19 protein-coding genes are annotated in these 19365 nt (G+C 43.9%); 18 read left to right on the top strand and 1 reads right to left on the bottom strand.

Annotated elements, in window-relative coordinates:
• The first annotated feature begins 13 nt into the window (after nt 1–13).
• Together NSQ34_RS15685 and NSQ34_RS15680 are read left to right on the top strand one after the other, a co-directional pair.
• Entirely contained in the window at nt 14–913 is a 900-nt protein-coding gene (locus NSQ34_RS15685; protein WP_169510663.1) for an iron-hydroxamate ABC transporter substrate-binding protein, read from the top strand.
• 144 nt (nt 914–1057) lie between these two features.
• The gene (locus tag NSQ34_RS15680) at nt 1058–1282 is read left to right on the top strand and encodes a phage holin (protein ID WP_024423530.1); all 225 of its coding nucleotides are present in this window, start codon (nt 1058–1060) and stop codon (nt 1280–1282) included.
• An 86-nt stretch (nt 1283–1368) separates the two neighbouring features.
• Here the strand turns inward: NSQ34_RS15680 and NSQ34_RS15675 are convergent, their stop codons facing one another.
• Nucleotides 1369–1839, bottom strand: a complete 471-nt coding sequence (locus NSQ34_RS15675; protein WP_024426096.1) for a helix-turn-helix domain-containing protein — start codon at nt 1837–1839, stop codon at nt 1369–1371.
• 257 nt (nt 1840–2096) lie between these two features.
• Here NSQ34_RS15675 and NSQ34_RS15670 point away from each other — a divergent pair, with 257 nt between their 5' ends.
• The 16 genes from NSQ34_RS15670 (at nt 2097) to nikC (ending at nt 19361) form a co-directional block, all read left to right on the top strand.
• The gene (locus NSQ34_RS15670) at nt 2097–2828 is read left to right on the top strand and encodes a Wzz/FepE/Etk N-terminal domain-containing protein (RefSeq protein WP_024423528.1); all 732 of its coding nucleotides are present in this window, start codon (nt 2097–2099) and stop codon (nt 2826–2828) included.
• A complete protein-coding gene (locus NSQ34_RS15665; RefSeq protein ID WP_024423527.1) occupies nt 2818–3501 on the top strand; it encodes a CpsD/CapB family tyrosine-protein kinase in 684 nt (227 codons plus the stop codon). Before NSQ34_RS15670 ends, NSQ34_RS15665 begins: the two co-directional genes overlap by 11 nt.
• A 165-nt stretch (nt 3502–3666) precedes the next feature.
• On the top strand, nt 3667–5541 hold the full coding sequence (locus tag NSQ34_RS15660; protein WP_061110108.1) for a nucleoside-diphosphate sugar epimerase/dehydratase: 1875 nt from the start codon (nt 3667–3669) through the stop codon (nt 5539–5541).
• Nucleotides 5507–6655: a glycosyltransferase family 4 protein gene (locus NSQ34_RS15655; RefSeq protein ID WP_268412610.1), complete on the top strand. Its 1149-nt coding sequence runs from the start codon at nt 5507–5509 to the stop codon at nt 6653–6655. The genes NSQ34_RS15660 and NSQ34_RS15655 overlap by 35 nt, the downstream gene beginning before the upstream one ends.
• Nucleotides 6648–7487, top strand: a complete 840-nt coding sequence (locus NSQ34_RS15650; protein ID WP_073207494.1) for a glycosyltransferase — start codon at nt 6648–6650, stop codon at nt 7485–7487. The genes NSQ34_RS15655 and NSQ34_RS15650 overlap by 8 nt, the downstream gene beginning before the upstream one ends.
• Nucleotides 7480–8610, top strand: coding sequence for a glycosyltransferase family 1 protein (locus tag NSQ34_RS15645; protein WP_098677535.1), 1131 nt, complete (start codon nt 7480–7482; stop codon nt 8608–8610). The genes NSQ34_RS15650 and NSQ34_RS15645 overlap by 8 nt, the downstream gene beginning before the upstream one ends.
• Before the next feature lie 14 nt (nt 8611–8624).
• Nucleotides 8625–9728: an EpsG family protein gene (locus NSQ34_RS15640; RefSeq protein WP_025094022.1), complete on the top strand. Its 1104-nt coding sequence runs from the start codon at nt 8625–8627 to the stop codon at nt 9726–9728.
• A 27-nt stretch (nt 9729–9755) separates the two neighbouring features.
• Nucleotides 9756–10778, top strand: coding sequence for a glycosyltransferase (locus NSQ34_RS15635; protein ID WP_342500964.1), 1023 nt, complete (start codon nt 9756–9758; stop codon nt 10776–10778).
• 5 nt (nt 10779–10783) lie between these two features.
• Nucleotides 10784–11812, top strand: coding sequence for a polysaccharide pyruvyl transferase family protein (locus tag NSQ34_RS15630; RefSeq protein ID WP_098677537.1), 1029 nt, complete (start codon nt 10784–10786; stop codon nt 11810–11812).
• Between the two features lie 28 nt (nt 11813–11840).
• A complete protein-coding gene (locus NSQ34_RS15625) occupies nt 11841–13355 on the top strand; it encodes an MATE family efflux transporter (RefSeq protein ID WP_098677538.1) in 1515 nt (504 codons plus the stop codon).
• A 20-nt stretch (nt 13356–13375) separates the two neighbouring features.
• On the top strand, nt 13376–13969 hold the full coding sequence (locus NSQ34_RS15620; RefSeq protein ID WP_029707401.1) for a sugar transferase: 594 nt from the start codon (nt 13376–13378) through the stop codon (nt 13967–13969).
• Nucleotides 13932–14618, top strand: coding sequence for an acetyltransferase (locus NSQ34_RS15615; protein ID WP_098677539.1), 687 nt, complete (start codon nt 13932–13934; stop codon nt 14616–14618). The genes NSQ34_RS15620 and NSQ34_RS15615 overlap by 38 nt, the downstream gene beginning before the upstream one ends.
• The gene (locus NSQ34_RS15610) at nt 14618–15796 is read left to right on the top strand and encodes an aminotransferase class I/II-fold pyridoxal phosphate-dependent enzyme (RefSeq protein WP_098677540.1); all 1179 of its coding nucleotides are present in this window, start codon (nt 14618–14620) and stop codon (nt 15794–15796) included. The genes NSQ34_RS15615 and NSQ34_RS15610 overlap by 1 nt, the downstream gene beginning before the upstream one ends.
• Nucleotides 15797–15945: 149 nt before the next feature.
• Nucleotides 15946–17568, top strand: a complete 1623-nt coding sequence (gene nikA, locus NSQ34_RS15605; protein WP_098677541.1) for a nickel ABC transporter substrate-binding protein — start codon at nt 15946–15948, stop codon at nt 17566–17568.
• An 18-nt stretch (nt 17569–17586) separates the two neighbouring features.
• Nucleotides 17587–18531 carry a nickel ABC transporter permease subunit NikB gene (gene nikB, locus NSQ34_RS15600; protein ID WP_095409600.1) on the top strand — a complete coding sequence of 315 codons (945 nt, stop codon included), beginning with the start codon at nt 17587–17589 and terminating at the stop codon, nt 18529–18531.
• Entirely contained in the window at nt 18528–19361 is an 834-nt protein-coding gene (nikC, locus tag NSQ34_RS15595) for a nickel ABC transporter permease subunit NikC (RefSeq protein WP_098677542.1), read from the top strand. Before nikB ends, nikC begins: the two co-directional genes overlap by 4 nt.
• Nucleotides 19362–19365: the final 4 nt, after the last annotated feature.

Below are 19365 nucleotides of genomic sequence, written 5' to 3'. Positions count from 1 at the left end.
GAAAGAGGAACTCATCATGAAAAAACTACTAGTAATTGGATTAACGCTCTGTTTCTTGCTGCTTGCCGCTTGCGGACAACAGGAAACAAAAAATACAACAAATGAAAAGACCAATGGCACACCAAAGATTGCTTCCTTGTCTATTCATTTAACAAATGACTTGTTAGCACTCGGTATCAAACCGGCGGGCTCTGTTGTAGGAGGAGACTTAAAAGATTTCCTTCCACATGCGAAAAAGCAGCTGAGTCAGACGAAGAAGCTCGGCATTGCATCTGATCCAGATATGGAATCACTGCTTGCGTTACAACCAGATGTCATTTATGTTGATGAAGAATTAGCCGGTCAAGACTTATCGAAATATAAGAAGATCGCCAAAACAGAAGTGTTTAATTTAAATGATGGCACATGGCGGGATCATTTGAAAAAAATCGCCAAACACGTCAATAAAGAAAAAGAAGCGGATCAATATATTAAGAATTACAATCAAGAAGCAAAAGAGGTCAAATCGCTCATCAAGAAAAAGATTGGAAACGGAAAAGTCATGGCGATCCGTGTGACAGCAAAGGAGCTTCGCGTATTTAGCATGAAGCGCCCAATGGGTCCTATTTTATACGAGGATTTAGGCCTGACACCTGTCGATGGTGTGAAAAAGCTGGACAGCAAGCGCCCATTTGAAGTGATTTCTCAAGAGGTTCTTCCTGATTATGATGCTGATGCAATCTTTGTCGTTGTCAACCGTGATGATAAAGCGCAGCAGGCATTCAAGCAATTAGAAAAGACTCCGATTTGGAAGGGTCTAAAAGCAGTGAAGAAAAACCAAGTCTATCCGATTGCCGATCAGCCTTGGCTCGATTACTCAGCTCTAGGCAATAAAATGGCATTGGATGAAGCAAAAGAGATGTTTTCTAAATAAATAGCTAATGAAATCAGGCATCATTCCGCATATAGGAATGATGTCTCTTTTTTTGATTCGTTCTTCTATTCATTCGGCTGATGCATACATATGAGAGAGAACGAGCAATACCGCCCGTGAGAAGAGGAAAGGGAGGGGTTACAGTTGGAGGTTCAAAAAATTAGTGCAGGTACGATTGCAAGGCTTGTGCTGCTTTTACTGGCGCTTGTTAACAGTGCGCTAACTGCTGCGGGAAAAAGCCCAATTCCTATTGATGAAGAAGGCGTTCAGCAATTCATCACACTGGCCTTTCTGGGAATTACATCACTATGGGCCTATTGGAAAAACAATGATATAACGAAAAAAGCACGAACAAAAAAAGAAGAATAACAGAAAAAAGAGCCTTTCATGAATCAAAGGCTCTTTTTCATCGAAGCGTCAAACGCCTCTCCCCGCAATCATTCTTCCTGAAAGGCTTACGCCCGGCGTTCTCCCATGTTGTTGAGGAAAGCTTTTACTTCCTCAATGCTTAAGCCAATTGCCTTTGCTTCACTCATTAGACGCTTCCACTCTGCGATATTTGAATCAGTCAGCTTTCTATGGGTGACATGTAACGACTTCTCTTCCTGCTCCTTTCGGTACGTTTGGAGCAGCTGATAGAGCTCTTCTTTAGGCATGCCTGATTGGACGGCACTTACGATATGCTCCCGCCATTCGTGTTCACCACCCTCAGCGTAATGAAACATCATCGTCTCTGCATCAAACAGCTCTTGTAAATCAATCTCTAGTGAAGAGGATACCTTTTTTAAGAACTGGACAGATGGATTTCTGTGGACACCACGCTCAATTTTGCTCAAATATGACTTAGAGACATGAGCATCCTCAGCCAGCTGCTGAATCGAGTATCCTTTTCTCTTTCGGTAAATGCGTATCACCTTGCCTATCATTCGATCAATGATCTCCCTTCTCACCGGCGAATAGTTCTGCGACCTTTTCGTTCATTATAAGAAATAAATTGTTCTTTATAAAATTCAAAAACGTAAGAATCAGGAAGTAAACAAAAGAAAACGAACGATTTCGTTCTTTAAAAAGAACTATAAGACCTATTATGACATTTTTCTTTGCGGGTATTATCTTTTATAATCCAATCATTAACAAAAAGAAACCATATATAACCTTTTTATGATGAAATCGGGAGGTATCTATGAATGAGAATATAGGTTTTAAGCAGCTGTTTTCTGTCATTAAAGAGAAAATGGCCCTTCTGATCCTGATTGTCCTGATCGTAACGGGCATTTCAGCCTATTATCAGTTCTATGTCTCGACTCCTGTATATCAGGCAACCACTCAAATTCTTGTTCATAAACGCAGCAATGACGCACAAGCAGATTTAAACGATATTCAGATGAACCTTCAATATACACGTACCTTTCAAGTTTTATTAAAAAGCCCAATCGTCATTGAAAAAGTAAAAGAAACACTCCATCTCACAGAATCAGCAGAAGGACTAAAACACAAAATTGCCACAAGTACAGAAAATGAGTCTGAGGTCATCAATATTTCTGTACAAGATGAGGATCGCGCGAAGGCAGTCGCCATTGCGAATACCGCAACAGAGGTGCTGCAAGAAGAAATCAAAAAAACAATGAATATGGATCGCATTAATGTTTTGTCTGAAGCCAAGCTGTCCAACACGATTCTGATGAATTCAAGGAAGTTCGTTCATATCGTTCTGGCACTAGGCGCCTCTTTATTAGGGGGCATGACACTCATTTTCTTAATGAATTTACTCGATGATACTGTAAAACGAACACATCAAATAAGAGAAGAGATCGGATTGCCGTCGCTTGGCAGTGTCTATCAGATGCAGGCAGACAGGAGGGCCAAAAAAGACAAGCAGTCCGTCATAACGGGAGGACAGAACATTGATCTTTAAGAGGAAGAAAAGAGAAAAGAGAGATTTATCCTGTATTTCTGTATTAAATCCTCACTCTGTCATTGCGGAACAATTCCGTACGATCCGAACAAACATCGAATTCACATCGATCCAAACAAGGCTGAAATCGATATTAGTGACCTCCTCCTTACCGAAGGAAGGGAAATCATTTACGGCTGCAAACTTAGCAGCTGTTTTTGCACAGCAGAACAAGCGGGTGCTGCTCATGGATGCTGATTTGCGAAAGCCGGCCGTCCATGAATATTTTGACTTGAGTCATCATACCGGTTTGACGAATGTGCTATTAAATAATTGCAGCTTGGAAGAAGCCATTTTACCGACACCGATTGAGCATTTAGAGCTGCTTCCGAGCGGAACCATTCCGCCGAATCCAGCTGAGCTGCTCTCCTCTTCTGTAATGAAGCAGTTATTTTATGAGATTGAACAGCAATATGACATGGTGATTGTTGATTCCACGCCGCTTCTGCCAGTTGCAGATGCAAAGATCTTGGCGAACCGGACGGATGGGAGCATTCTCGTTGTCTTAAGCGGCAAAACAAAGATTGCTGCTGTGAAGAAATCAAAAGAAGTATTAGAAGGAACAACAAGTAAACTGCTTGGAGCTATGCTAAATGGCAAGAAAGAGAAAAAGGGCAGGCTGTATATGTATTAAAAAGATTGATAGGTGATGTCTCCTAATCTTTAACAATGGAGGCACTCGATCCTGCTGTGGGCATAACCGGTGCCTTAGATGCTCGTCATCAGTAGTGGGATGTGAGGACGGGTTTGATGCCCATGTTACGTAAGAATAGTGATGCTTTAAAAAGGGGGAGGAGCGTTGACTTACGCCCAAAGATTATCAATCATCGTAGCACTAGATTCATATCTCATCTTAGTTGCCGTCTTTTTTGGTTTTCAATTTGTCCAAGAGGCGGCTTTAACCGTTTATACATTTGAAATGCTCGCCATTTCTTCACTCAGTCTGCTCATTGGGCACCATATATTTGCCTGCATGTTTCATGTGTACAAGCAAGTATGGGCTTATACAGGAGTAAGAGAGTTATTTTCTTTAATGAAGACCTTTGTGTGTTCTTTTTTATTTTCGATGACGATGCTGTACCTTTTCGTGCAGACATGGCCATTTCGGTTTTTATTCATCGTGTGGCTTTTTCATATCTTATTCATCGGTGCATCTCGTATGGCTTCTAGGCTATTTCATGATGGGGCAAAACGGCTTCAAGCAGAAAAAGAGCGGGCATTAATTATTGGCGCCGGATCAGCGGGGACCATGCTCGTTCGTCAGCTTCAGCAATCGAGTGATGTACATATTGAGCCAGTCGCCTTCATCGATGATGACAAGACGAAACATCGGCTTGAAATTATGGGTCTGCCTGTCATAGGAGGAAAAGAACAAATTCAAACAGCTGTCGTCATGATGGATATTCAGAAGATCATCATCGCCATTCCGTCCAAAAGCAGCCACACCTTAAAAGGGCTGTATAAGGAATGTGTCGCGACCGGAGTCAAAACACAGATCATGCCGGAAATGGAGCAGATTTTAAAAGGAACCCATGCGCTGAATCAATTACGGGATGTACAGCCAGAGGATTTACTAGGGAGAGAACCGATTCAATTAGATACGAGCCGTCTATCTGCTCATTTAAAGGGAAAAACAATCATGGTCACAGGGGCAGGCGGATCAATTGGATCAGAAATCTGCCGTCAAATTTGTGTGTTTGCTCCTCAAGCGATTGTACTTGTGGGACATGGAGAATTTAGCATTCATTCTATTTTACTAGAGCTGAAAGAATTATATGGAGGCAGCATCAGACTCTATCCACAAATTGCGGATATTCAAGATAAACAGAAAATGAGTGAAATCGTTGGTCAATTTCAGCCGGATATGATTTATCATGCTGCGGCACATAAGCATGTCCCGCTCATGGAGATCAGTCCGAAAGAAGCTGTGAAAAACAATATTATCGGGACAAAAAATGTCGCAGAAGCCGCACACGAGCACGGCATTGAAACATTCGTCCTCATCTCATCTGACAAAGCGGTCAACCCTGCCAATGTGATGGGAGCCACAAAGCGGTTTGCTGAGATGCTGATCATGCAAATGGGGGCAAGCAGCGAAACAAAATTTGTTGCCGTTCGATTTGGAAATGTACTCGGAAGCAGAGGGAGCGTCATCCCTATTTTTAAGAAACAAATCGAGCAAGGCGGGCCGGTGACGGTCACGCACCCAGCCATGACAAGATATTTTATGACCATCCCAGAAGCATCAAGGCTTGTGATTCAGGCAGGTGCACTGGCAGAAGGAAGACAGATTTTTGTTTTAGATATGGGGGAGCCAGTGAAAATCGTGGACCTCGCAGAAAACCTCATTCACCTCTCAGGCTACACCACAGACCAGATTCCGATCACTTTCACAGGCATTCGTCCTGGAGAGAAAATGTACGAGGAATTACTCAACCAGCATGAAAAAGCACAGGAGCAAATCTTCCCGAAAATTCATATCGGCCATGCGCTGGATGGTGACCCATATGTGCTGAACCGCTTTATCCATGAATTTGACATGATGAGCGAAGAGCAGATGAGACAAGCATTATTTGCTGCCATTGAGTCACATGATATGTTGTCCGAACAGATGAAACGAGAGGAGGAGCCGCTTGTCAATGAAGAAAAAAGTCTTGTTTTGCGCAACGGTTGATTATCACTTTAAAGCCTTTCATCTTCCGTATTTCCGGTGGTTTCAGGAACAAGGATGGGAAGTGCATACAGCGGCAAACGGCCAGCTGAAGCTGCCCTATGTGAATCAAGCTCACTCAATTCCGATTCAGCGCTCTCCTTTTCATGTACGCAACCGGCTTGCGTATGTAGAACTGAAGAACCTGTTAGCAAAAGAGCACTATGATTTCATCCATTGCCACACACCAATGGGAAGTGTCATTGGCAGGCTCGCAGCCAAAGGTACGCGCAAAAAAGGAACGAAGGTTCTCTACACGGCACATGGCTTTCACTTTTGGCAGGGGGCGCCGCTTCAAAACTGGCTGCTCTATTATCCAATAGAGAGATTTCTCGCCCGCTATACAGACGCTCTGATCACCATTAATGGAGAAGATTTTAAAAGAGCCGACCGTCTATCCAAAGAGCGGACATCTGTTTATTATGTGCCCGGTATGGGTGTGGATATGAAGCGGTTCGCACCTGTCGATGAAAAAGAGAAGCAGAGCCTTCGCGCAGCCTATGGCTTTTCCTCGGAAGATTTTATCGTGCTGTGTGCTGGTGAATTAAATACGAATAAAAATCAAGGGATGCTCATCAAAGCATGTGCGCAGCTGTCTAGGAAAATACCAAATATAAAAATCGTGTTTGCGGGGGAAGGGACAATGAGGCCGAACTATGAAAAGCTTACCCGCCAGCTCCATCTTGAAAATCATGTCCACTTTGCTGGGTTCTGCAAACAAATAGAGGAATGGATGCATATGAGCGATGTATGTGTTTCCACCAGCTTGAGAGAAGGGCTCGGCATGAACCTGCTTGAAGCGATGTCGGCAGAAAAACCTGTGATTGCAACGGAGAATAGAGGACATTGTGAGCTTGTCAAACATGGCGTCAATGGTTTTTTAGTTAAACCGCAAGATGTGAATAGTTTAGCTGATTACTTGCAGCAGCTCTACGACAAAAAAGATCAGCTGCCCCTCATGGGGAAAGCGGGACGTTCTATGGCTCATGCATTTGCACAGGAGCAGACGGTCAGTGCAATGGAAGAAATTTATACAATCTATATGGATCAAGCAGAGAAGGTGATACAGCATGCATAAACCAAAGGTGTCTATGATCATGGGCGTCTACAATTGCCAAGAGACAGTAGAAGAAAGCATTGAATCCATTCTTCATCAAACATATGAAAACTGGGAGCTCATCATATGTGATGACGCATCAACAGATGGCACTTATGAGAAAGTGCTGTCTTATACAAAACGACATCCTGAAAGAATTCGCCTGATCCGTAATCAACAAAATCAAAGACTCGCTGCCAGTCTCAATCGCTGCCTGGCTGAAGCGAGGGGAGAGTTGATTGCAAGGCAGGATGGCGACGATCTATCAGTGCCTGTTCGTTTAGAAAAACAGGTTCATTTCCTCGATACATATCCTGAATATGATGTGGTCGGTACGGCAATGACGGTTTTTGATGAAACGGGAACAAAGGGTGTGCGGGCACTTGTTTCAGAGCCTGATCGGAAGGTGTTGGCAAGAGGGACTCCTTTTTGTCATGGAACCATTATGATGAGGGCTTCTGCTTACAAGGCTTTACAAGGCTATCGTTCTGTAAAAACAACAAGGCGGATGGAAGATATCGATCTTTGGATCCGCTTTTTTGCTGCTGGGAGGAAAGGTTTTAATTTACAAGAGCCGTTATATCTGGTGAGAGAGGATGAAGCGGCCTTTCAGCGGCGAAAGTTTCGATATTCGATGGATAATGCCTGGCTCGTTTTGAAAGCATGCTGGCTATTAAAGCTGTCGCCGCTTGACTATTTATTTGCTCTAAAGCCGGTGGTCCGTGCCTGCTTGTCACCGAAGATCATGAAGCTTTATCATCGCCGGAAGCTGTCGGCGTCTATGCTGAAGAGGAGGGCGGTTCAAGATGAGTGAGCCAAAGCGCGTGCTTCATATTGTGGGCGGAATGAACCGAGGCGGAGCTGAAACGATGATTATGAACATCTATCGTGCACTCGACAGGAATGTCCTTCAATTTGATTTCATTACTCACCGGCAGGACGTCTGTGATTATGATGAGGAAATTCGCCGGCTTGGGGGACGCATCTTTTACGTCCCAAGTATTGGGGCGTCCTCTCCGGTTGCTTTTGTGAAAACATTGACCAAGACAATTAGGCAAACAGGGCCCTATCAGGCAGTGCATGCACATACGGATTTTCAGACGGGTTTTTCCGCACTTGCTGCCAAACTAGCGGGTGTAAAGGTGCGCATTTGCCATTCACATAATACAGCGTGGAAGCAGTCGCCAAACTGGCTGGATCATATGATGCTCAAAGGATTTCGCCAGCTGATCTTTGCATTCTCTACACAGCTAGTTGCATGCGGCGAGGATGCCGGTGTCTTTTTATTTGGACAGAAAAAAATGCAGAACGGGCAAGTTGAGGTGCTTCCAAATGGGATAGACTTATCCCTTTTTTTTCAGCCTGATCCAGACGAAAAGGCAGAGATGAAAAAGCAGCTCCATCTTCGCGAAAAAAACATGGTCATCGGTCATATTGGGCGGTTCCATGAGCAAAAAAATCATGTTTTTTTTATGGAGCTGGCACAGACCTTAAAGAAGCAAGGGGTTTCATTTCAGCTTGTCCTCGTAGGAGATGGACCGCTGAAGCAAGTAGTCGAATCGTATGCAGAGAAGGCAGGCTTGATGGAGGACATTGTCTTTACAGGCGTCGTATCAGACGTTCCACAGTATATGAAAGCATTTGATGTATTTGTGATGCCTTCCTTGTTTGAAGGTCTTCCGCTTGTATTAGTGGAAGCACAGGCGTCTGGTCTGCCTTGTGTGATTTCAGATCATATTACAGAGGAAGTAGATTTAGGCTGCGGGCTTGTGAAAAGGATGTCCCTGCGAGATTCCGCGCATGAATGGATGCAGGCGGTGCTTGAAGCATATCATGCAGAACCTCCTCTTCAAGAGATCATTACCTCTCAGCTTGAACAAAGAGGATTTGATGTGAAACAGAATATTACACGTGTGATGAATCTATATGGACTGTAAGGAAGGAAGGGCAGATGGCAGTTTATTTGGTGAACATGATCATGGTCTATTTATGGTCGAGCTTTGCCGCATTTTACGGCAGGCGTGATGATACCATTCAAAGCGGATGGCGGCCTAATAAGCTTCTGGTGTTTTTTCCGTTTCTGTTTCTTTGTATCGTAGCTGGTATTCGGTATAAAGTAGGAACCGATTTTGTCACATATGGCCAGATGTATGAGTTCTCCATCAACTACGAAAAGCCTTGGCATATATTCGGATTCGGTGTGGATAAGGCCGCAACGGATCCGGGGTTTACATTTATTTTATGGATGCTTAATCAACTGTCTCATGATCCGCAAATCATGTATATCTCAGTCGGAGCCATTACTTATTTTTTTATCATCAAGACGCTTATTCAATATGGCCGTCCATTTGAGCTGAGTATGCTGCTTTTTCTTGGGACCTTTCATTATTATGCGTCATTTAATGGCATGCGCCAGTATATGGTGGCAGCGATTCTTTTTTATGCCATCCGGTTGGTGATCAATGGACAGTGGAAATTGTATTTTCCGCTCGTCCTTGTATGTTCATTGTTTCATTCATCCGCTCTCATCATGATTCCTGTGTATTTTATTGTGAGAACAAAGGCTTGGTCTTGGATGATGCTGGTCTTATGCCTGGTGTTCTTAGGCTTAACCGCTCTTTATGACCGTTTTGTCTCGGTGTTTGTCGTGATGCTGCAAGGCAGTTCATATGGTCATTACGAGGAGTGGCTCACAACGAATACGAATGGAATGAATGTGACAAAAATCGGTGTCTTGATTTTACCGCTTCTGCTTGCTTTTTTTTATCGAAAACGACTTCGTGAGCTGACGCCTGAGAGTGATTACATTGTGAATTTTTGTTTGCTTGGTTTCTTGTTTGGCATCCTTGCAACGAAGGATGTCATTTATGCAAGATTTCATATTTATTTTGGCTTGTATCAGCTCATTTTACTGCCATATTTCACACGCATTTTTGATCAGCGGTCTAATGTGTTTATGTATGTAGGGATTGCTGTTTGCTATATTCTGTACAGCATCATGCTGATGCCGTTCGATTCTTCGGTTTTGCCGTATAGAACGATATTTAATAAGTAGATTTGAAGAAAGGTGGGACATGCTGTAATGCCAGCTATCAGTCTATTGGTCGCAGTTTACAATACGAGTCAATATGTGGAGCAATGTCTTCAATCAATTGCAGATCAAAGTTTTTCCGATATAGAAGTCATTCTTATCAATGATGGATCGACCGACCGCAGCGGTGAATGGCTTGAAGCATTTGCTGAGCGTGATGAGCGATTCCGGGTAATCCATCAATCCAATCAAGGGTTAGGCGCTGTGAGAAACCGGGGCATCGAGGAAGCGAAAGGGACGTATCTCGCCTTTGTGGATTCAGATGATATTCTCGCTCCTCATTACTGTGAAGCTATGTATGAAAAAGCCGAAATGACCGGGGCAGATCTTGTTGTGAGCGAGTATTGGATTCAATTTGAACAGTCAAAGCGAACGATAGCAACGACGCTGTTAGACAAGCGCTCAGCCGAAAAAACGGATGTAATCAAAGCGTTATTACACGGAGACTTGACTGGATTCTCATGGAATAAGCTGTATCGGCGTGCCTTTATGGAAAATCACTACATTCGATTTCCGCTGCGGGGTGAGCTAGAGAACATTGAAGATCAATATGTGACGCTGCGCTGTTTTTCTTTAGCACGCAGTATCGCTTTTGTTCATGAGCCTCTTTATTATTACAGGGTTCATCTGTCATCTATTGTACAGCGATATCAGAAGCAGTATTTTCATCATGGACTGACCTTTTATCATGCACAGCGCTCTTTTTTAAAAGAGCATGATGACATCTCTCTGTATGAGAAGGCATTAGACTTTTTTATCGTCAATCATACGCTTCATTGTATGCTCAACGAATGGAAGAGCCAAAATGATCTCTCTATTCAGGAAAAGCTTGATCACATGCGTGAAATGGTCACACATGATGCCTTTCAGCATGCCGTCAAACAGGTGGAACTATCGAAGCTCACGGTTCGAAAGCGAATGATTTTATTTCTTGCTAAGTGCCGATTGGTTTACCCGCTTTCTGCCGCGGCTTCTAGCTATCAAAAATGGATCGAATATCAGACAAGGAAATAGGGGTGATGGGATTGACAGTGCAGCAATTGAAGGCAAAAACCGCAGAGTGGCTGCTCTTAAAGGTCAAATATCCGCTTGAGTATAAACTGAGCCGCCAAAGGCTGCCAGAGCTGAGTCATCAGAAGAAAATCATTCTCACGCTGCTGCCGGGCCATGATAATTTAGGGGATCATGCGATTGCCTATGCGAGTTATTGTTTTTTAAAGAAACACTTTCCAGCCTATGACATCATAGAAGTGGACATGAAAGAGATCTATCGCCTTGCCCGTCCGCTAAAGCGCAGCCGGCATCCAGAAGACATCGTCTGTATGATCGGTGGGGGCAATATGGGGGATTTATACCGGTACGAAGAATGGACGAGACAATTTATCATCAAGACCTTCAAGTCCTATCCCATGATCCAGCTGCCTGCTACTGTACATTTTACAGAAACAAAGAGAGGGAAACGAGAGGAACGCCGCGCTATTCACACGTATAGTCAGCATTCAAGACTGCTCCTCATGGCAAGAGATCAAACAACCTACGAATGGATGAAGCTTCATTTTCCTGATCAAGATGTGTGGAAACAGCCTGATATGGTGCTGTCATTAGATGAATCATCAAAGGATGAAACACGTGAAGGGGTTCTGCTTTGTCTGCGTGAGGATCAAGAAGCATATCTCACAAAGGAGGAGCGCCAGCAGCTGCAGCAGCATATCCAAGAGACATATGATCAAGTCGGTTTGATCACAACGACAATTGGCAGACGAGTCGATCGAACAACTCGCTTAGAGGAGTTAACGTCTTTGTGGACGGAGTTAAAACAAGCGCAGGTCGTCGTGACAGATCGTCTGCATGGCATGATCTTTTGTGCGATCACTCATACACCGTGTGTTGTCCTTAGATCGTTTGATCATAAGGTGATGGAAGGATTTGAGTGGGTGGCTCACCTTCCGTTTATGACCCTTTTAAAAGAACCAAATGAGGCCGCTGTGAAAGAGGCCGTTCATCAGCTGATGAAAACAAGCGGTCAAAAGGGAGAGGAAGCTGGATGAGGGCTCTTAAACGCTGCGTGAAAGCACAATGAATCGAGCGTTTCTTTATAATGCCAGTGCGAACTTAATCACGTTTGTCCTGATGATGCTTATGTCTGTTTGTTTAACACCTTATATTGTTCATACGCTTGGAGTGGAAGCATTCGGCTTAATCCATCTGACGCAAAATATGATCAACTATTTATCGGTCATTACGGCTTCGTTAAGTGCGGTTGTTGTGCGGTTTTTTTCTGTGGCGGCTCATAAAGGAGAGGTGGAGAAGGCGCAGCGCTATCTCGCTTCCTATTTCGTCAGTTCGTTTTTACTATCTATTAGTCTCTTTTTGCTTTGTCTTTTCGTGTCTCATCAGCTGGTTGAATGGCTTCATGTACCTGTTCATCTCGTGAAAGACACACAGACCGCCTTTATTTTAGGGGGTCTTTTATTTATGCTCAATTTCGTCATGTCTGGCATTGGGGCTGCACCGTTCTATGCGAATAAGCTCTATGTATCAAGTGTTGGACAGGCGATTCAAATGTTTTTGAGGGCGCTGATGATTGTCCTCCTGTTTACATGGACGACACCAGCCATTTGGCATATCCCGCTTGCGGCCGTCATAGGAAGCTTAGCTGCTATGGGAATCGGTATCTATTATTTTAAGAAACTCATCCCTTGGTTTTCGTTTAAGTGGCGGCACGTCTCATTATCGTCTAGTCTCACTCTTGTTCGATCAGGGGTCTGGCATTCATTTGAGCAAATGGGGATATTGCTGTTTTTACAAATTGATTTATTGATGACCAACTTGCTCATTGGAGCGGAAGCGACGGGCCAATATGCGGCAATTTTACAGTTTCCATTATTATTACGCACACTGGCAGGAACACTGGCCGTTGTGTTTGCACCAACGATCACGAAATTTTATTCGAATCAGGACAAAGAGGGACTCATTCAATATGCTGCAAACGCCATTAAGTGGAGCGGCTTATTTGTTGCGTTCCCAGCCGCACTTCTAGGAGGTCTCGCTGGTCCGCTCATGCTTTTATGGCTTGGGCCAGCCTTTGAGGAGCTGAAATGGCTTCTCATGATTCATGCGGCTTATTTATGTTTGACCTTGATGTTTTTACCGCTCACATATGTGCCGACCGTGTTTAATCGATTGAAAGTTCCTGCAGTTGTCACCCTTATATTAGGTGTGTCTAATGTGCTTTTTGCCTATGGATTGACTCATCTGCTGCAACTTGGTTTATATGGCATTGCATCAGCGGGGGCAATGGTTTTATTGATTAAAAATATTGTGTTTCTGCCATTTTATACGGCCAGGATCACGAATCAGAAACGCACTATCTTTTACAAGCATACACTGGTTCCACTTGCTGGAGGGCTATTTATTTGGGGCATCTGTGCGGGGATTCAGGCGGTATATAACGTGACTTCATGGTGGGAGCTGTTTTGTATTGGAGGGCTTTGTTTCATTCTCTATATGGGCTACTTGTATCTGTTTGCAGGAACGAAACGAGAGCGGATGCAGCTGATGCGTAAGGTAAAACATGCGGTCTCCCGCTAATATGAAAAGGAGATGCAATGATGAAAAGAATGATAGATGTGATGGTGGCATTGACGCTGCTCATCGCAGGCAGTCTTCTTTTTCTTCTCATCTATGGACTGATTAGATGGAAAATTGGAACGCCTGTGGTGTTTCGGCAGAAGCGGCCTGGTTTGTATGGCCGGCCTTTTATGCTATATAAATTTCGGACGATGACCGATGAACGCGATGAACATGGGGTGCTGCTGCCAGATCATCTGCGATTAACAAAAACCGGTGCCTTGATTCGAAAGCTTAGTCTTGATGAATTGCCGCAGCTTGTCAATGTACTCAAAGGAGAGCTTAGTCTTGTCGGGCCAAGACCGCTTTTAATGGAGTATTTGCCTATGTATACAGAAGAACAAGCAAGGCGTCATCTTGTGAAGCCCGGCATAACAGGATGGGCACAGGTGAACGGCCGGAACACGCTTTCCTGGGAGGAGAAATTCACCTATGACCTTTGGTATGTCGAGCATCAATCGTTTTGGCTCGATATGAAAATTTTATGGATGACCTTGCTGAAAGTCATGAAAACAGAGGGGGTGCAGCAGCCGGATCATGCCACAGCTGAAAAATTTAAAGGAACCGATATGTAAGAAGCAAACCATTGGTTTAATTGGGGCCGGAGGACATAGCAAAGTCATTCAAGATCTCATTTTTGCACATGCCGATTACTCATTATATGCGGTATTAGATGATCATTTTGAAGAGGCGGTCACTCAAAGCGGGATTTTGTATGGACCGATCTCCATGAGTGAGCAGCTGAGAGAGACAATGCCTCATATGAAATGGCTGATTGCGATCGGACAAAATGAGATCAGACAGCTCATGAAGGAACGCCTCTCATTTGAAGACACAGCATATGCCACACTCATTCACCCAGAGGCGGTCATGAGTCCGTCATCTGTCATTGGAAGGGGGACTGTTGTGATGGCAAGGGCAGTGGTTCAAGCAGATGCAGCCATCGGTGAGCATACGATTATAAATACAGGGTCTATCACCGAGCATGACTGTATACTCGAATCGTTTGTGCACCTGTCACCAGGCGCGGTGCTGACTGGCGGTGTATCCGTGCGGGAAGGTGCCCATATTGGGGCTGGTGCCGTGGTGACACCGGGTATAACGATCGGAAGCTGGACGGTCATTGGCGCTGGAGCGGCAGTGACAAGAGATATACATGATCAGAAGGTCGCTGTAGGAATTCCTGCAATAGAAATCAAAGATCGGAGAGAAGGTGGGAAGTGATGAAAGAAAGGAAGCGAATTTACTTATCCCCTCCGCATATGAGCGGAAAAGAGACTTTCAAAATAGAGGAAGCTTTCAAGAGCAACTGGATTGCGCCGCTTGGACCGCTTGTGAATGAATTTGAACAGGCAGTGGCGGACTATGCAGGAGTGAAGACAGGAGCGGCTTTATCCTCAGGAACAGCAGCGATTCACCTTGCTTTAAAGCTGATAGGTGTGCAAAAAGGAGACATTGTCTTTTGTTCCACCCTCACGTTTGTTGCAACGGCAAATCCGATTTTATATGAACAAGCAGAGCCCGTTTTTATTGATTCTGAAAGGGAGACATGGAATATGTGCCCGCTTGCTTTAGAGAAAGCCTTAGTTGAATCAAAACGTCTTGGGAAAAAACCTCGTGCGGTCATCGTTGTCCATTTATATGGGCAAAGTGCAAAAATGGACGAGATCATGGCTCTGTGTGAAGCATATGATGTACCAGTCATTGAGGATGCCGCTGAATCGTTAGGTGCGCTTTATAAAGGAAGAAAAAGCGGCTCAATGGGCAGGTTCGGTATCTATTCTTTTAATGGAAATAAAATCATTACAACATCAGGGGGCGGAATGCTTGTGAGTGATGATGAAGCTGCGATTGAACGATGCCGCTTTCTTGCTTCACAGGCCAGAGAACAAGCGATGCACTATGAGCATCAAGAGATGGGATACAACTATCGTATGAGCAACCTCTTAGCAGGAGTCGGGATTGCTCAAATGGAAGTGCTGGACGAGCGTGTTGAACAAAAGCGCCGCATTTTTCAGCGTTATCAGGACGCTTTATCAGAAGTAGAGGGTGTTCATTTGATGCCAGAATATCAAGAAACGAAATCCAACCGCTGGCTGACGGCATTGACCATTGATCGTGACACACAATTGTCTCCAGCAGATATCATTGGTGCTTTAGAAAAAGAACAAATCGAAGCAAGGCATGTATGGAAGCCGCTGCACCAGCAGCCGCTCTTTCGTCACTGCCCTTTTTATACTGCGGAAAAAGGCACTCCTGTATCTGAGCTGTTATTTGAGCGGGGGCTTTGTCTTCCGTCTGGAACGAGCATGACAGATGCAGATCAGGAGCGTATCATCCATATACTCCATGACATGCTGCGAGAAAAAACATTTACCTCTTCACAGGCTGCTCATTCGTAAGCAGCCTGCCTCTCTTTCTATCAAATCCCTCAATTTATGGAATAAATCGGAATAAGTATTGTCATTTCGTTTCAAATATGATATTGACAACGGCTTCCTTCCTCCTTAAAATGAAAATGATTATCAGCATCAATTAGGAGGAGCAACTTATGTCTATTTGGAGAAATTTTCCGAAAATTAAAATAAATTCAGTATTACCATTCCTGCTTATTTTCTTTTTACTAGTAGGATGCTCTCAAACAAACAATGGAGCAGAAGGCAATAAGGATCATCCTGATATGATCACAATGGCGTGGCCAAGAGATATTGGTGAAATGAATCCACACGTATACAACCCGTCACAATTATTTGCGCAATCAATGATTTATGAGCCATTGGTCAGCTATCAAAAGAATGGTAAGCTGAAACCTGAATTAGCGAAATCATGGGATGTTTCAAAGGATGGCAAGGTGTATACGTTCCATTTAAGAGACGGAGTGACTTTCTCAGACGGCTCTGAATTTAATGCGGACATTGTCAAAAAGAACTTCGATACAATATTAAAAAATAAAGATTTACATAGCTGGTTAGGTGTCATTAAGAAAATCAAAAAGACAGAAGCCGTTGATAAAAAGACATTTAAACTCACATTAACAGCACCATATTATCCAACTGTGCAAGAATTAGCCGTTGTTCGTCCAGTTCGTTTCTTAGGTGAAGCAGGTTTCCCTAAAAACGGAGATACGTCAAAAGGAATTAAAAAACCAGTGGGGACAGGCCCTTGGGTTTTAAAAACATATAAGAAAGATGATTATGCCATTTTCGAACGAAACGATCATTATTGGGGAGAAAAACCAAAGGTAAAAGAAATCAAGGTAAAGGTCATCCCAGATGCGGAAACGAGAGTCATGGCTTTTGAAAAAGGTGATGTGGATTTACTTTACGGAGAAGGAACCATTAGCCTTGATTCTTACAAACAGCTGGAAGCAAGCGGCAAGTATGAAACGAAAATGTCAGAGCCTGTTGCAACGAGACAGCTTGTTATGAACACAAAAGTGGATCAGCTGTCAGATGAGAAAGTGCGTCATGCCCTTCAATATGCCTTCAATAAAAAATCAATGGTAGAAGGGGTCACCTCAGGTTTAGAGGATGAAGCAGATCACATCCTGCCGACTAACATGCCGTATACGTCACACATTCAAGTGAAGTCTTTCAAATATGATGTGGACAAAGCCAAAGCATTGCTGGATGAAGCGGGCTGGACACTTCCAAAAGGAAAATCCGTTCGTGAAAAAGATGGGAAAAAGCTTGAGTTTAGTATGATGTATGACTCAGCGGAATCGATTCAAAAAGCGATGGCGGAAACGCTGCAAGCAGAATGGGCAGCCGTTGGTGTCGGCGTCAAGCTTGAGGGTGTGGATTTGGCCACACAGGTTCAACGCTTTAAAGCCAATAAGTTTGATATGAACTTCTTTAGCAACTACGGAGCGCCGTATGATCCGCATACATTTATGAACGTTCTTTCATCAGATGGTTTTGGATTCAAAGAAGCCATTTCAGCCTATCCAAATAAGGAAAAGCTGATCAAAGAAATGACGGAAATTCCATCCACAACAAATGAAAAGAAACGCAAAGCACTGTATTCGTCTGTCTTATCCTCTTTACAGGATCAAGGGGCAATTGTGCCAATCTCTTATTTTAAAAAGACAGCCGTTTATCAAAAAGCTGTGAAGGACTTTGAATTCCCTGCAAATCGTGATGAACATCCTTTCACAGGCATTAAGCTGAAGTAACAGAAGGAAGGTAAGGAAATGGGCCGCTATATCGTCAAACGAGTGCTATCAATTATTCCTGTATTTTTATTAGCCACACTGCTCACAACTGGTATGATTCACCTCTCGCCAGTTGACCCGGCTGAGGCATATTTAGCAGCGGCTCATATCCAGCCTACAGATGAAATATTAGCGCAAAAACGAAGTGAATTCGGCTTAGACGAGCCGTTTTATATGCAGTATCTTCATACCATTGAAAAAGTCATTCACCTTGATTTCGGCCGGTCGTATATGTCCAATCAGCCTGTCGTTGATGAGGTGATTTATCGAATACCGGCGACAATTCAATTGGCGCTTACCAGTCTGCTGATCGCTATATGCGTCAGCATTCCGCTCGGCTTTTTCAGCGGCATGAGGAAAAATGGTGCCGTGGATCATGTGAGCCGGCTCATTTCTTTCTTAGGAGCATCTATCCCGACGTTTGTCTTGGGGTATTTGCTCATCTTCTTTTTTTCAGTGAAACTTGACCTCTTACCAGTTGAAGGGATTGGAACATGGGAGCATCTCATTCTGCCCTCGATCACACTTGCAGTCCCTTTAATTGCTACTTATACAAGGCTGTTACGGTCAAGTGTGAGTGAGGCGCTTCAAGAGCCTTTCGTTCAATATGCGAGAATCAGAGGTTTGAAGGAACAATCGATCATGTTCAAGCATGTGTTCAGAATTGCGATATCGCCGATGCTGACCGGACTAGGGGTGAACCTTGGCAAGCTGTTAACCGGAACCATTATTGTAGAGGCCGTTTTCTCATGGCCAGGGTTTGGCCGCTTTTTTATTGAAGCGATCTTTAACAGAGATCTGCCTGTCATTCAATTTTATGTCCTCATGTCAGCCTGTATTTTTATCGTGAGCAGCTTGATCGTTGACTTAGTTCAGCTGATCATAGACCCCCGTATTTCTAGAAAGGAAGGCCGCCAGCAATGATGACAAAAGTAAAACATCTCTTCGTTCATCAAAAGATGATCTCGATCTGCGCTTTGCTGCTCGGTCTCCTGCTCATTGTCACAATATGTGCACCATGGATCGCTCCACATGATCCGGCTGCTGTCAATCTAGCAATGAAGCTAAAGGGATCTTCGTGGGAGTATCCTCTTGGAACAGATCAATTAGGGCGGTGCAATTTATCTCGTATTTTATATGGTGCGCGTGTTTCGCTCGGCTGTGCGTTATTAATCTTTCTTTCTTCGTTATTCATTGGTTTAATTGTCGGCCTCTTTTCAGGATACAAAGGCGGCTGGATCGATCATGTTTTGATGAGAATCTGTGACGGCGTCATGGCATTTCCCAACCTGGTGCTGATCCTTGGATTAGTCGGCATCTTCGGTCCGGGACTTCCTCAAGTCGTACTTGCTTTGATGCTTGTGCAATGGGTATATTATGCCCGCGTCTTCCGAGGAATGGTGCTCAGTTTAAAAGAACAGAACTTTATTGCAGCTGCAAAAATCAGTGGGACCTCGCATTGGAACATTATGAGAAAGCATATGATTCCCAATGTCCTGCCGCCATTAGCAGTCATTGGAACACTTGAAATGGGCTGGGCGATTATGGACATTTCTGCGATGTCTTTCCTCGGATTAGGGGTTCAGCCTCCTATGCCTGAATGGGGAGCGATGATTCATGAAGGGAAATCTTACATTCAAACGAATCCTCAGTTAATGCTGTACCCAGGTCTTATGATCATGGCTGTGGTGGTTCTGTTTAATTTACTAGGAGAAGCCCTTTCAGAGAAATATGGCATCAAACGCCGTGTGTAAAGGA

The sequence above is a fragment of the Bacillus sp. FSL P2-0069 genome (assembly GCF_038593315.1).
Lineage (GTDB): Bacteria > Bacillota > Bacilli > Bacillales > Bacillaceae > Bacillus > Bacillus safensis.
This window is presented reverse-complemented; position numbering and strand designations above follow the sequence as displayed.

Coding starts and splice junctions, on each gene's coding strand:
- NSQ34_RS15675 (WP_024426096.1), bottom strand. CDS start 1,839: ATGATAGGCAAGGTGATACGCATTTACCGAAAGAGAAAAGGATACTCG.
- NSQ34_RS15670 (WP_024423528.1), top strand. CDS start 2,097: ATGAATGAGAATATAGGTTTTAAGCAGCTGTTTTCTGTCATTAAAGAG.
- NSQ34_RS15655 (WP_268412610.1), top strand. CDS start 5,507: ATGAAGAAAAAAGTCTTGTTTTGCGCAACGGTTGATTATCACTTTAAA.
- NSQ34_RS15650 (WP_073207494.1), top strand. CDS start 6,648: ATGCATAAACCAAAGGTGTCTATGATCATGGGCGTCTACAATTGCCAA.
- NSQ34_RS15645 (WP_098677535.1), top strand. CDS start 7,480: ATGAGTGAGCCAAAGCGCGTGCTTCATATTGTGGGCGGAATGAACCGA.
- NSQ34_RS15640 (WP_025094022.1), top strand. CDS start 8,625: ATGGCAGTTTATTTGGTGAACATGATCATGGTCTATTTATGGTCGAGC.
- NSQ34_RS15635 (WP_342500964.1), top strand. CDS start 9,756: ATGCCAGCTATCAGTCTATTGGTCGCAGTTTACAATACGAGTCAATAT.
- NSQ34_RS15630 (WP_098677537.1), top strand. CDS start 10,784: ATGGGATTGACAGTGCAGCAATTGAAGGCAAAAACCGCAGAGTGGCTG.
- NSQ34_RS15625 (WP_098677538.1), top strand. CDS start 11,841: ATGAATCGAGCGTTTCTTTATAATGCCAGTGCGAACTTAATCACGTTT.
- NSQ34_RS15620 (WP_029707401.1), top strand. CDS start 13,376: ATGAAAAGAATGATAGATGTGATGGTGGCATTGACGCTGCTCATCGCA.
- NSQ34_RS15615 (WP_098677539.1), top strand. CDS start 13,932: ATGCCACAGCTGAAAAATTTAAAGGAACCGATATGTAAGAAGCAAACC.
- NSQ34_RS15610 (WP_098677540.1), top strand. CDS start 14,618: ATGAAAGAAAGGAAGCGAATTTACTTATCCCCTCCGCATATGAGCGGA.
- nikA (WP_098677541.1), top strand. CDS start 15,946: ATGTCTATTTGGAGAAATTTTCCGAAAATTAAAATAAATTCAGTATTA.
- nikB (WP_095409600.1), top strand. CDS start 17,587: ATGGGCCGCTATATCGTCAAACGAGTGCTATCAATTATTCCTGTATTT.
- nikC (WP_098677542.1), top strand. CDS start 18,528: ATGATGACAAAAGTAAAACATCTCTTCGTTCATCAAAAGATGATCTCG.